This is a genomic window from Bacillus sp. FSL K6-3312 (assembly GCF_038007485.1).
GTDB lineage: Bacteria > Bacillota > Bacilli > Bacillales > Bacillaceae > Bacillus > Bacillus pumilus.
Genome location: NZ_JBBOXI010000001.1, coordinates 2,603,432 through 2,616,421, shown reverse-complemented (window position 1 = coordinate 2,616,421; position 12,990 = coordinate 2,603,432). Strand labels below are relative to the sequence as shown.

General features: G+C 38.0%; 13 protein-coding genes and 2 pseudogenes. 9 read left to right on the top strand and 6 right to left on the bottom strand.

What is annotated here, in order from left to right:
• Nucleotides 1–376 precede the first annotated feature (376 nt).
• From MHI11_RS13615 to MHI11_RS13605, 3 genes are all read left to right on the top strand, one after another.
• The gene (locus MHI11_RS13615) at nt 377–1,495 is read left to right on the top strand and encodes a response regulator aspartate phosphatase (protein WP_003211375.1); all 1,119 of its coding nucleotides are present in this window, start codon (nt 377–379) and stop codon (nt 1,493–1,495) included.
• On the top strand, nt 1,485–1,658 hold the full coding sequence (locus tag MHI11_RS13610; RefSeq protein ID WP_003212043.1) for a hypothetical protein: 174 nt from the start codon (nt 1,485–1,487) through the stop codon (nt 1,656–1,658). The genes MHI11_RS13615 and MHI11_RS13610 overlap by 11 nt, the downstream gene beginning before the upstream one ends.
• 109 nt (nt 1,659–1,767) lie before the next feature.
• Complete coding sequence (locus tag MHI11_RS13605) at nt 1,768–2,598, top strand: SMI1/KNR4 family protein (RefSeq protein WP_340961223.1); 831 nt, start codon at nt 1,768–1,770, stop codon at nt 2,596–2,598.
• Nucleotides 2,599–2,680: 82 nt separating this feature from the next.
• Here MHI11_RS13605 and MHI11_RS13600 read toward each other — a convergent pair whose 3' ends face one another.
• The gene (locus MHI11_RS13600; protein WP_235355592.1) at nt 2,681–2,887 is read right to left on the bottom strand and encodes a DUF2651 family protein; all 207 of its coding nucleotides are present in this window, start codon (nt 2,885–2,887) and stop codon (nt 2,681–2,683) included.
• A gap of 533 nt (nt 2,888–3,420) precedes the next feature.
• Between MHI11_RS13600 and MHI11_RS13595 the strand changes: the two genes are divergently transcribed.
• On the top strand, nt 3,421–4,317 hold the full coding sequence (locus MHI11_RS13595; RefSeq protein WP_044141228.1) for a macrolide 2'-phosphotransferase: 897 nt from the start codon (nt 3,421–3,423) through the stop codon (nt 4,315–4,317).
• Between the two features lie 4 nt (nt 4,318–4,321).
• Here MHI11_RS13595 and MHI11_RS13590 read toward each other — a convergent pair whose 3' ends face one another.
• From MHI11_RS13590 to MHI11_RS13575, 4 genes are all read right to left on the bottom strand, one after another.
• Nucleotides 4,322–5,197: a LysR family transcriptional regulator gene (locus MHI11_RS13590; protein WP_044141229.1), complete on the bottom strand. Its 876-nt coding sequence runs from the start codon at nt 5,195–5,197 to the stop codon at nt 4,322–4,324.
• A 23-nt stretch (nt 5,198–5,220) separates the two neighbouring features.
• Nucleotides 5,221–5,919: an aspartate/glutamate racemase family protein gene (locus MHI11_RS13585; RefSeq protein ID WP_044141230.1), complete on the bottom strand. Its 699-nt coding sequence runs from the start codon at nt 5,917–5,919 to the stop codon at nt 5,221–5,223.
• Nucleotides 5,920–5,988: 69 nt separating this feature from the next.
• Entirely contained in the window at nt 5,989–6,228 is a 240-nt protein-coding gene (locus tag MHI11_RS13580) for a GNAT family N-acetyltransferase (RefSeq protein WP_235355593.1), read from the bottom strand.
• A 168-nt stretch (nt 6,229–6,396) separates the two neighbouring features.
• Nucleotides 6,397–7,287 carry a LysR family transcriptional regulator gene (locus tag MHI11_RS13575; RefSeq protein ID WP_044141231.1) on the bottom strand — a complete coding sequence of 297 codons (891 nt, stop codon included), beginning with the start codon at nt 7,285–7,287 and terminating at the stop codon, nt 6,397–6,399.
• A gap of 127 nt (nt 7,288–7,414) precedes the next feature.
• Between MHI11_RS13575 and MHI11_RS13570 the strand changes: the two genes are divergently transcribed.
• Nucleotides 7,415–8,113, top strand: a complete 699-nt coding sequence (locus MHI11_RS13570; protein WP_340961222.1) for an MFS transporter — start codon at nt 7,415–7,417, stop codon at nt 8,111–8,113.
• Nucleotides 8,114–8,234: 121 nt separating this feature from the next.
• Here MHI11_RS13570 and lpdA read toward each other — a convergent pair whose 3' ends face one another.
• Nucleotides 8,235–9,629, bottom strand: a complete 1,395-nt coding sequence (gene lpdA, locus MHI11_RS13565; RefSeq protein WP_044141233.1) for a dihydrolipoyl dehydrogenase — start codon at nt 9,627–9,629, stop codon at nt 8,235–8,237.
• Nucleotides 9,630–9,813: 184 nt separating this feature from the next.
• Here lpdA and MHI11_RS13560 point away from each other — a divergent pair, with 184 nt between their 5' ends.
• The 4 genes and pseudogenes from MHI11_RS13560 (at nt 9,814) to MHI11_RS13545 (ending at nt 12,973) form a co-directional block, all read left to right on the top strand.
• On the top strand, nt 9,814–10,383 hold the full coding sequence (locus MHI11_RS13560) for a TetR/AcrR family transcriptional regulator (protein ID WP_111912348.1): 570 nt from the start codon (nt 9,814–9,816) through the stop codon (nt 10,381–10,383).
• A gap of 30 nt (nt 10,384–10,413) precedes the next feature.
• A pseudogene (locus tag MHI11_RS13555) lies at nt 10,414–10,839 on the top strand (GNAT family N-acetyltransferase).
• A gap of 241 nt (nt 10,840–11,080) precedes the next feature.
• Nucleotides 11,081–11,602: a ClbS/DfsB family four-helix bundle protein gene (locus MHI11_RS13550; protein WP_335351734.1), complete on the top strand. Its 522-nt coding sequence runs from the start codon at nt 11,081–11,083 to the stop codon at nt 11,600–11,602.
• Nucleotides 11,603–11,840: 238 nt separating this feature from the next.
• Nucleotides 11,841–12,973: pseudogene (locus MHI11_RS13545) on the top strand (response regulator aspartate phosphatase).
• Nucleotides 12,974–12,990: the final 17 nt, after the last annotated feature.

Genomic DNA, 12,990 nt, shown 5'->3' with positions numbered 1-12,990 from the left:
GCAATTTTATGTGGATTATCATTATATTGTTAATCATATTGATTGGATTTACAGGAAACATTGTGTCGATTTTAAAGAATATAAAACAATCTAATGAAAAAATTATAAAATTATTAGAAGAAAATCAGCCACCAAAATAGGTCATCAGTTCATAGTAACGAGCATAGAGCTATATTCTTATTACAGCTCAAAGAGAATAACAAATTAAGTATCAGCTAAAGAAAAGGTTATCTGACAACCTATGTATAATCTATTTTTTACATTGCTCCTTTGAAGGAGCTCTTTTTATTTTTTTAGTTGGTTTTCGGTGCTTTGTGAATTACTGTATGTGGTAACAAATGCAATATAAGGGAATTTAGTGGAAGGGGAATAAGGGATGGAGAAAGTTCTTTCTTCACATGTAGGTGTGAAAATAAATGAATGGTATAAAATGATTCGGCAATTCAGTGTACCCGACGCAGAGATTTTGAAAGCTGAGGTAGAACAAGAAATTGAACGAATGGAAGAGGATCAAGATTTACTCATTTATTATCAATTGATGTGCTTTCGCCATCAGCTTATGCTTGATTATATCAAACCATCAGAAAAACGATCGCCTTCTGTTTCTGATTTGGTTGATAAAATTGAAAACTCAAATCATCAACTTTCTGGTATGCTGCAATACTATAATGCCTTTTTTAGAGGAATGCATGAATTTAGTAAGAAAGAATACATACAGGCCATTCAATATTATAAGATCGCTGAAAGACAGCTGGCACTGGTTGTAGATGATATTGAGCAAGCGGAGTTTCACTTCAAGGTGGCTGAAGCTTACTATATTATGAAGCAAACGCATGTGTCTATGCATCACATCATAAAGGCACTAGATATTTATAAAGAACATGAACAGTATAGAGTTCGTCAAATTCAAAGTCTAATTGTCATAGCAGGAAATTATGATGATTTCATGAGATATGAAAAGTCGTTGCAACATTTAAAGACTGCTTATTCAATTGCTGTGGGCGCAAACGATCAACGTTTAGTAGCAAAAACATTATTAAATATTGGTAATACATATGATAGGCAATCAAAGTATACAGAGGCAATAAAGCATTATAAAGAAGTGTTAGATGTCATTTCTTCGGAAAAAAGTGACATAAAGCCAATCACTCTATTTAGTTTGTGTTGGTCGCTGTACAAGTCTAATCAAACTGATGAAGCGGATCTGCTCGTTGAAGATGGACTTATATATTCCTCAAAGGTAAATGATTCGCTAAGTGTCTTGTTATTTAAAGCATTAAAAGCTATTTATATGGATACTGATGAACAAGCTTTGAAAGAAGTGTTTGATATTTTTGAAGAAAAGAAACTACATGTCTATGTGGAAGCATTTGCTCAAAGTGTCGGGTTATTTTATGAAAAAAAAGGGGACTTTGAAAAAGCTGCCGAATATTACAGAAAGGCTCTTAAGGCTCAAAATGATATTCAAAAAGGAGAGTGTCTGTATGATTATTAAAAAATTACTAATCATTTTATCCATTGTATTGTTAAGTGTTTCAACAGCAGAAACTTTAAAAATCATTGAAACAAAATCAATTCGGAATACAACAATGGAGGAACAAAAATCAAATCGAAACACGACTATGATTGATCGAAATACAACCACTGAAAACGTATAGACAAGATTAAAACAGACTTTAAGAGTCTGTTTTTTTATGAAGTAGAATGAGCAAATGAACAGTTGGTCAATGTTATACTTATCTCAATAGATACGAGGAGGCACCCACTTTGAAATCATTCTGGGAGAAAGAAGAAGATAGTCCTTTTACGTTAAAAAAGATAAATGAGGAACAAATTCGTGAAGCAGAGGGAACTTTTGGAGTCACTTTACCTGATACATACAAAAAGCTCATTTTAGAATGGAATGGCGGCTTTACAGTTCGTAATGCTTTTCCAACTGAACAGCCGAATTCATGGGCTAAGGATCATGTTCAATTTGACCATTTAAGAGGAATCGCCAAAGATGATGGCATCATGAATAGTCTTCAGTTAAGTGATGAATTGGATCTGCCTGAGGGACTTGTGATCATCAGCGGAGAAGAAGTTACATGGATCGCAATGGATTATCGAGAAACGAAGGAACATCCTCCTATTCACTATTTCGATTTAGAGCTGGAAGTAGATTTTAAGCTGACAGATACTTTCGATGATTTTATTGGGCAGTTATATACAGCTGAAGATGCGATGATCGAAGTAGTAGAGATTGAGGAGGAAGCTTCGGATTTATATGTCAGTAAAGAAGAGCTTGAACACATGTTTGAGAGGCAAGACCTTCGTCAACAGAATCTCTTCAAAATGGCACATTATCCGATGGAAGAAACGGAAGAGATCGAATGGTTTTTCGATCGTATGAAACAATGCATCCAACAGATAAAAGATCAACATGTCCTGTATGAAGCAGCGACAACGATCCACTCCATCCTTCTGTTAAACCCGGATATGCCAAGGAATGACCGTATCGATCAAGAGCTGCAAGAAATGGCTGAATTTCTAGAAAAGAGTGGAGAGCCTAATACCGCCTTTTTGGGAAAAGACATTCATCCAGTGAAAAAACGATAGTGAAAGAAGAAAAGCCCCTGTAAAGGGCTTTTTAAATGTATTTAAGACCTCTTTTTATTTAAAATTTTCATGATGAATAATGCTATATATGAAGCAATGAATGAGCCAAAAGTGTAAACAACTGCCAGCCTAAGAAAGAGACAGTAAAAAGTGTAAATGTCAGGATGAGTAAAATGATAAAGCTCACAACTGGCATAAAATAAACCTTTTGTACAATCAATGTGACGATAAAAGAGGCGATAATCATACTGACTGGAAGCAAGCCGAATGCGAATTCTAAATGAGTCATACCAATTCTCCCTTTAAATGACTTAGCTATATTTGAGTTTAATAAATTATTAGACAAAAGAATCAATAACCATATCATAACATGAATAAATACAATTATTTCATTTTATGTAATTGGGTGGGGTATTTGATGATTTTAAATCCCTCTTTTTGTGACCTTATTGAAAGTCATATTTAAATAAAGTATAGTAACTTTATATTACAAAGAGGAGGATGGTTAAAGATGATGCATGCAGGAAGATTACGCCAGCAAACTTTGAACAATCAGTAATTTCATATGTTCAAAGGCTCTGTTTTCATCAAACGGAGTAAACGGGGGAGTCTGCACATTTTTAATGATCTTCAGCGGGAAAGTATGCAATTTCACTAGAAGACAGGCAGATCTGTCTTTTTTGTATGTTTTTATCATACAAAGAAAGGCATAAGTCTAGCTTTGTTTACTCTGACCACATAAAATAGCCTGTTTGTGGTTTTTTGTGATGATATTCTTGATGCCTATTGATCATGACTAAATGAGCAATTGGAGGAATGAATATGAATAGACTAGAATTAAAGCAGTTAGCCAATCATCACGGGTTAGAGATTTTAGAGAATACCATCAAAATCAATGAATCAGGTGTTGATTTCCGTGTTGCACATGTCGAAGGTTTACATGGTGATCAATGGATATTAAGAATGCCTCGCAGACCTGAATCAATGAAACATACCTTACAAGAAAAAAAGACATTAGATCACATTAGTAGGCAGGTTCACTTTCAGGTTCCTAAGTGGTCTATCTTTACAGAAAGTCTGATTGCTTATAAACAATTAGAGGGTGTACCGGCGGCTAGTATTGATGTGGAACAGCAATCTTATGTGTGGAGTTTTGATCAAACGAATGTACCGCAAGCTTATTATGAATCATTAGGAAGCGTTTTAGCGAATGTACATTCCTTAGATCAACAGCCTTTTAAAACGCTCGGTGTGGAGATGCTCAGTGCTCATGAATTAAGAGCATCAATGAAACAGCGAATGGAACGTGTCAAATCGCAATACACCATTAACAGCGGTTTATGGGAGCGCTGGCAAGCATGGCTAGCAAAGGATTCTTTATGGCCGCCTTTCGTGGGGGTGAAGCATGGAGATTTACATCCTGGCCACATTCTGATTGATGAAAATCAATGTGTTACGGGTGTGATTGATTGGTCTGAAGTGGGGGTTGGTGATGTATCTGCAGACTTTTTGTCGCATCAACTTCTCTTTGGGAAAGAAGGATTAACAAAACTTATCCATGCGTATGAAAAAGCAGGCGGGAGAACTTGGCCAGGAATGGATGAACATATAATAGAACTTCTGACGACAAGTGCGATCACTGTGGCCGAGTACGCACAGAGATCAGGATTGAAAGATATGCATGAAACTGCAGCATACATGTTGGCAAACGAAAGCTAATCAATCAGGACGAATCCAAAAAAAACTGTTTGAGTTGATCAATGAAAACGGATTTTGATTTTCCTTTTTTATAAATGAACTCGATATTGATATTGAAATTGATGGATGGATCGATTGAAATTTGTTTTAATGTTCCTTGTTCTACCTCATTTCTAACGCAATGATGAGGTAGAAACGATAGTCCCATTCCTTGAAGTACTAAATTTTTTGCGGTTTCCATATGATCAACCTCAATGGAAATGTTCGGTGTGATGTTGTTCTTTTGAAATAATCGGTGGAGCATCAACCAATCAAATGACCCATAGTCAAAGAAAATAAAAGGCTGTTCTTCTAGTTCTTTCATATTAATGTTGTCAAGGCTAGCGAGCGGGTGATGAGTTGGGACGAACAGCCCGATTGGATCGCTGAAAATAGGGATTGATTCAATTTGAGGATGTGTTTCAGTTCTGACAATCCCAAAGTCTACTTGGTTGTTAATCACTTTTTGGACAACATCCTTTGAATGTCCTGTTACGATTTTCACTTTCAGGTTTTCGTATTTTTCTTTTAGTGCGGGCAATATGTTAGGCAATAGATTATTGGAAATAGAGGATGCGCATCCAATCGTCAATTCATAAGGAATCATCGTTTGTTTGAGACTATGCTTTGCTTCTTGATAAGAATGGAGGATCTTTTTGGCATGCGGGTAAAACTGTTCACCTTTTTCCGTCAGAGACAGTTTCTTTCTCTGTCTATCAAATAATTTCAGGTCTAATTCTTTTTCTAACGATTGAATACGTGCCGAAACAGAAGGCTGGGTTAAATACAGTGCTTCCGCAGCTTTATTGATACTGCCTAGCTGGCATACGTAAATAAACGCTTCTATATTCTCAATATTCATTTTATCCCCTTAAATTACGTACTTTAAATGTATAGCTTTTCAAGCTCATACACTAATTTTACAGCTTCTTTCGCCAAAATGACAGTAGGGTCAATCACTTTCACATCTTTAATTGACCTTAAGACTAAGGGGATTTCTGTACAGCCGGCAATGATGGCTTCTGCCCCTTGATTGATTAATATTTCTGCAGCTAACGCCAATTCACTTTCGCCTTCACTTAATTTTCCTGCTTTCACCGCATATATCCCATTCATCACATTTTTCTGAAGCTCTTCACTAGGAGTGATGATGTCAATATTGTGATGAGCACAAGCCCTTTGATAGAGCTGGGTTTTTAATGTTCCATCAGTACATAGTAAGCCCACAGATGTATAGTGATGTTTGTTTAGATAATTTGCGGTTTCTAATGGCATATTCATGATAGGGATATGAGTGGAATGTCGTACGTTTTCTAAAAAGAAGTGAGCGGTATTGCATGCAATGAGAATAAAGTCCGCTCCTGCACGCTCTAATCTCTTAGCTGATGCAATCATATCATCTGTAGGATCTTCGCCTCTCCCAAATATGGCATTGGTTCTATCAGGGATTTGCGGATAATTATCAGCAATCACATGGATATGATCCTGATCTTTTATCGCTGGAGTATGAGAAATGATTTTTTTCATCAGATCAATCGTTGCTAAAGGACCCATCCCGCCCATAATTCCGATCGTTGTAGACATATACGCCACCACATTTCTTTTTTTTTCTATTATAAAAAAAGAAAGCATGGTGAGTGTTATAGAAAAGTTCTATATGTATATAGAAGGTTTATCAAAAGCGTCTTTTAATGACGTACGGGCCCACTCCGATTGAAGAATCGCATATTGATATTCATCAACCCAATGTCCTTTTGACATATCATTTTGAAGCAAATGTCCTTCGCGTCTCATTTCTAAACGTTCCAGCACGCGAATAGATTTTTCATTGCGCACATCAGTAAAGGCAATGATTTTATGCTTGTTCAGTGTAGTGAAAATATATTCGATCATTGAACTCAAGGCTTCGTGAATATAGCCCTTTCCTTTAAATAGATTGCAATAGAGGGATCTGCTCGATACTGATAAAATGCTTCAATATCTTGCAGATCAAATTGACGAATAACAACCCGGTGTGTCCTTGTAAATATGCTGTTTGCACTCATGTTTTAACCTCACTTTTTAGTTTGTTTTCGATTTGAAAAAGTCTATCAGCCATTCAGATAGCTGCTGCTGCGCTTTGCTGACGAATCGATCTGCATAATAAGTTAATTCCAAGTGACGAACAGGTGCCGGATCAGCAATAGGAATCGAAACAATATTTGGCCATGTCGCATGTTGTTGCAGCAATCCCCGCGGCTGAATGGTTGCACCTATGCCGGCTTCAACCAGCTGTAATAATGAAGATGCGGACCCAACCTCCATGACAGTGTCTAGTTCAACACCCTGTTCTTTACATACATCTTCTACTAAATCTCTTCCTAGATATCCCTTCGGATACATAACCAAAGCATGCTGCGTCAGCTCTTCCAATGTCACTTCACTCTGTTGAGCTAGTTCACTTTCTGAATGAGCAAATAATTCGTAGGGCTCACTTCCAAGTGGAATTTGAATGAGACGCTTATCCGCAGGCCCTCTCAGCCCGATGCCGAGATCCACCTTATGCGACAGAACCTCTTCACGAACGAAGATCGTTGAATATGCTTTCAGATTGGTTTCAGGATAAAGTGTTTTAAATTCTACAAATAGCGGAACAAGCTGAAAGTCAAGATCGGAAGGGAGAACTGCAAGTCGAACGTTTCCCCGTTTTTCAGATAATAGTTCTTTCATCGCATTTTTTGCATCTCTTTCAGCTTGAAGCATTTTCATCCCATATTGATAAAGCAGAGTACCCGCTTCGGTTGCGACGACTTTTTTGCCGATTCGATCAAAGAGCGGCATCCCAACTTCTGCTTCAAGCAGCCGAATTTGCTGGCTTAATGTAGGCTGTGATATCCCTAATTGCTCAGCAGCTTTTGTGAAGTGTAAATGGTCGAATACAGCCATGAAATATGTAATATGCCGAGTATCCATTTGTCATCCTTTCATTGATGATAGTTTTTTACTATCATCATAATACAAATTATTGTATTGATCAATGAATGCGGCAGATTTATACTCAAAGTAACTTCAACAAGTTGAGAGAGGAAGAAGTGCATTGATGAAAAAAATATTTTATTTAGCCGCTTTATTTTTAGCTGCATTAAACTTGCGCCCAATCATTACGTCCGTTGCTTCTATGATGAGTATGATCCAATCAGAGCTTGGTGTGAACGCACTGAAATTGCCGCTGCGAAACAAAAAGGCGATTCAATTTACCTTGTTTTTTGGCTTTATGTCCAGCATGTTTTATTCTTTGACGGCATGGATTTCACCGATTGCTCTTAGTTTCGGAAACAGTCCGCAATATGCTGCCATGCTGCTGACCATATTTACACTCATTCAGATTCCAGTGGCACTACTCGTTCCAGCGGTCGTTACTCGCTTAGGAAAACCGAAATTATTTCTGATCTTATGCAGTGTGTCTGAGCTGATTGGCCTCATCTTTCTTCTTCTGCCAATGCCGATCTTGCCAGCTGTCATTTTCCTAGGTATGGGTGCAGGTGGATTATTTCCTTTAGCACTTATGCTGCCCATTATTGAGACGCGTACACCGGAGGAAGCTGGTACATGGTCCGCCATGTCGCAGATGGGCGGGTATATCATGGGAGGATTCGGTCCGTTTTTCATTGGCTTGGTTTTCGATCTAAGCGGACATTTTTATGCTTCTATTGTGGCAATGCTTGTCATCGTCATGCTGATGATTGGCGTTCAGTTATCCATGAATCTCGGTAAAAAGCGTGAAGTAGGATCCAATTAACGATAAATTGACCGACGTTTTAATATGAGTGCTCAATTGAAATTGCCATAGCCTATTATTCTTAAATAAATAAGCTATGGCGATTATTTTTGCTCAATTTTAGAAGCTACACCTGAACCAATTATCGTGCAAGATATTTTTCAACTTTACGGGTGGCCATTTCTGCAGCTTCCATGATCATTTCACCTAATGTTGGGTGAGGATGAATCGTCATTGCTAAATCTTCTACTGTAGCACCAATTTCAATAGAGAGAGAAAGTTCTGATATAAGAGTAGATGCTTCTGCACCTACGATTTGTGCTCCTAAAATAAGGCCAGATTCGGCATGAGCTACAATCTTCACAAATCCTTTTGGTTCTTTTAATGCCAGCGCTCGACCATTAATGGAGAACATTGTTTTTCCAACGACAGTCGGAATAGATTGTTGCTTGCAATCCGTTTCGCTCAGTCCAACACTCGTCAATTCTGGGCTGGAAAACACAACAAGTGGGATCGCTTTATAATCTATAATAGAAGGTTTACCAGCGATTGCCTCTGCTGCAACCTTCGCTTCATAGGAAGCTTTATGAGCCAGAGCAGGACCCTCGGTGATATCTCCAATGGCATATATGTGCGGAATGGATGTTCTGCATTGTTCATCAACTTCAATCAGTCCGTGAGGGGTAATGGACAACCCGATAGAATCAAGGCCTAATGAATCATCTGTATTCGGTTTTCTTCCGACAGTAATCAGTGCATATTCCGCTTTCACCGTGTGGCTTTCTTTCTGTTTCTCATAATGAAGATCAATTCCGCTTATATGCTGCTCGGCATCTGTGACGTTTGCTCCTGTAATCAGGGTGATGTTATCTTCTTTCAATTGTCGAACGACAGGCGAGACAAGTTCACTTTCAAAGCCAGGCAATACTTGATTGCCGCCTTCCAAAATGGTGACTTTTGCTCCAAACCTTGCAAACATCTGTCCTAGTTCAATCCCAATATAACCACCTCCAACTACGACAAGGCTTTTCGGAATTTTAGGAAGGGATAGTGCTTCAGTTGAAGACAATATACGACCTCCGAAAGGGAGTGATCTAATTTCAATCGGACGGGAACCAGTTGCTAGTATTAGGTGTTTGAAATTGATTCGCTTTTCACCTTTTTCGGCATGTTGAATCACCGCTGTATGATGATCGATCAAGCTTGCCTCACCTTCCAGAATGGTAACTCCCGCTGACTTTAGCAAAAATTGGACGCCTCCAGCTTGTTTTTTCACAACAGCTTTTTTGAACGTTTGAGCATCCTTGAAAGAGCCGCTTTCTTGAAAAACCCCCAATTGTGTGCGGAGTTTGAACCGCTCTGCTTCTGCTATTAGGGCTTTAGAAGGGATACAGCCTACATGGGTACATACTCCACCTAATTGATCACGCTCTACAATCGCTGTTTTCATGCCGAGATGAGCTGAACGTAATGCTGCCACGTAGCCTCCCGGACCTGATCCGATCACTAAAGTATCTACTGTTTCTAAATGAATCATTTCTTGCACCTCCACCTTAAAATATGATGACCATAATATATTATAGTCATCATATTTTAACGAAGTCAATCCCATCTGAGTGAGGAAAGATGAATTTCAGTCAATTGACACAAGATAATATGATGAATATAATATTTTGATAAACACGCTTAGAATGAGTTAAAGAGAAGGAGGTTCGGAAGAGATGCCTTATCCGACAGGTCATAAGTTAAAAGTCCGTGAAAAGATCATTGCAAGTGCTGCACGAGCATTTCGAACAAATGGCGTTCGTAATATCAGTTTGCCATTCATTATGAAAGGGGCAGGTCTAACTCATGGAGGGTTTTACGCTCATTTTAAGAACAAGGATCAGTTGGTGATAGAGGCTTTTCATTTTGCTATTACTGATACGATAAAGCTGCTGCAAAGTGTTGCAGACAAGAAAGCAGACCAGTCTCGAATTCAGACGATCATTGAATTCTATTTAAGTTCCGTTCACCGTGATCAGACGGAGGTAGGCTGTATACTGCCTGCGCTAGCAGGGGAGATTTCTCAATTATCGCAAGAGGTACGGAAAGTCTATACGGATGAATTGAAACGGTTTATGGCGTTTATAGCAGATACGGGAAACATCGGTCTCTCTACGAGTTACGCACTAGTAAGCAGCATGGTCGGTACAATCGCTCTTGCACGTGCTGTCAATGATTCGCAGTTCAGCGATCAATTGTTACTGGCAGGCAGAATACAGGCAAAACACATTTTAGAGGCGAAGTAACATTGAAATAAAAGCATAGGTGATGTTGTGATGTTCATTAGAGAAGCGAGCACCAAAGACTATCCAAAATTTAGACAAATCTATTTATAATCCCGCCGTCAGAGCTTTTACTGGCTCAATACAGAAGAAATCAATCTGCAAGATTTTGATCAAGATATGCTGGAAGAACAAATTTTCTTAGCTGAGGAAAACAATAAAATTCTCGGATTTATCTCGCTCTATGTACCAGATCGTTTTATTCATCTCTTGTTTGTACATCCAGAAGCTGCTGGTCAAGGGGCTGGCGTTCTACTGCTCAAACGAGCTATAAAAGTGCTGGGAACACCAGTCACCCTCAAATGTGTCTCTGACAATCACAAGGCTTTGGCTTTTTATCAAAAAAGAGGCTGGAAGGCTGTAGTAGAAGAAGGGGAACCTGGGGCGAGATACTGGGTGCTTGTTTATGATGGAATGTAAAGAGTGTCTTCATTTTTCACAGCCAGTTTTATAGATATTCTTTATTAAACTTACGTAGATGCTTTCATTTAACCAGAAATGCTATTGCTTTTTTGTTCGTTTAAGAGTTTGATTATAATAGAGACTGTAAAACAGAAGACAATAGAATCATTCAGTATCGTGAGCTCCAGTGAATTTTTTTGTACTTTTGCAATATATGTTCCGAGAAAAATTTGCACAAAAAGAACTAGAGGTGAATCATATGACAAGCTATGAGTCAAAAGATGTTTTAAAGCAAGCAATCATGAAGACGTACAATCAATACGATGAAGAATTTGATATGATTCCAGAAGAAATGAAAGATGATCGAATAGAGGATGTGAGCCGAACTCCTGCAGAAAATTTGGCTTATCAAGTTGGTTGGACAACCCTGCTGCTTCAATGGGAGCAAGACGAAACTGAAGGAAAGGTTGTCCATACGCCAGCAGAAGGATATAAATGGAATCAGCTTGGCGCATTATATTCTCTTTTTAATGAGAAGTATGCTTGTCAATCACTAGTCGCATTAAGAGCTCAGCTCAAACAGAATGTTTTAACTATTTGTGATATGTTGGATCGTATGAGTGAAGAAGAATTGTTTGAACCTCATCAACGAAAATGGGCGGATGAAGCTACAGCAAAGGCTGTTTGGCCAGTTTATAAATTTATTCATGTGAATACCGTCGCCCCTTTTAAAAATTTCCGTACTCAAATTCGTAAATGGAAACGATTAAAACAAGTATGACGTGAAGGATAGACTAGATACATATATTTCGTTAGACCTGATGTTATCATCAAATTTTAGAGAGTACATAGGGCACTGATTCGAGCTCAGTTATTCCTCCTTCTCAAAATTATGATCACTCACATGGCTTCTTTCAAGAAGCTTTTTTGTTCTTTTGCGGTTTCTTTTCGGTGTTGGAAGAATCATAAAATGATAATATATGTCATTATAGGGGAAATAGAGGAAGGGGTAAGGTCTGATGGAGAAAGTGCTTTCTTCTCACGTCGGCTTGAAAATCAATGAATGGTATTATCATATTCAACGATTTAACGTACCGGACGCCGAAGCATATAAAGAGGAAATCAAATCAATGCTTGATCATATGGAAGAGAATCAAGATTTATTATTGTATTTCTCACTTATGGAGTTCAGACATAAATTAATGCTTGATTACTTGAATCCTTTAGAAAATGGGAAAGAGCGGGCGAACTTTAGGGAACTCGCAATGAAGATCAAAAGGGACCAAGAGAAATTAACAGGATTGCTCGAGTATTACTTCAATTTTTTCTACGGTATGTACGAATTTGAAAACTATGAATACCTAAATGCGATTACCTTCTATAAGCGGGCAGAAAAAAAGCTGTCTCTTGTCAGCGACGATATTGAACGTGCCGAGTTCAATTACAAGATGGCAGAAATCTATTACCACATGAAACAAACCCACATGTCGATGCACCATATCGCACAGGCGATAGAATGTTACCGAGAAAAAGATACATACACCGTCAGAGAAATTCAATGTTCTTTTGTCATTGGATTAAACTATATCGATATGGGTTGCCCCGAAAAAGCGATACCCCATTTTCAACACGCACTAGAAAAAGCCGCCGACAACTCAACAAAACGATTAAAAGGATCAGCACTTTATAATTTAGGGTTGAGTTATTTTCATAACAAAGAATTAGCACAAGCGATTACTCACTTTAATGATTCAATTCGAGCATTTAAAGAGCAGGGATACGAACATTTAAATAGAATCTTAGATCCGCTCATTATGTTGTCAAAAGCCTACTTCAAAAAGAAAGAACAGGATTTAGGTACATACGCTTTAAATAACGGCATAGAACTATCTGAAAAGCTGAAAGACCATATTTTATTATTGATATTCAAGTTTTTAAGATCCCTATACATTGACAATAATTTTGAGCAGTTGGAAAAAATAATGGAATTGTTAGAAGTAAAGTCAATGTATCCTGACCTTGAAGATTTAGCAAAAGATGCTGCAAAATATTATAATGAAATGGGAGATAAAGACAACGCGATGCATTTCTATGAAAAGATTCTTTATTTCCAAACTCAAGTAAAGCGGGGGACTGTCAGTATGAAATTTAAAACGTTATCAGTAGTAT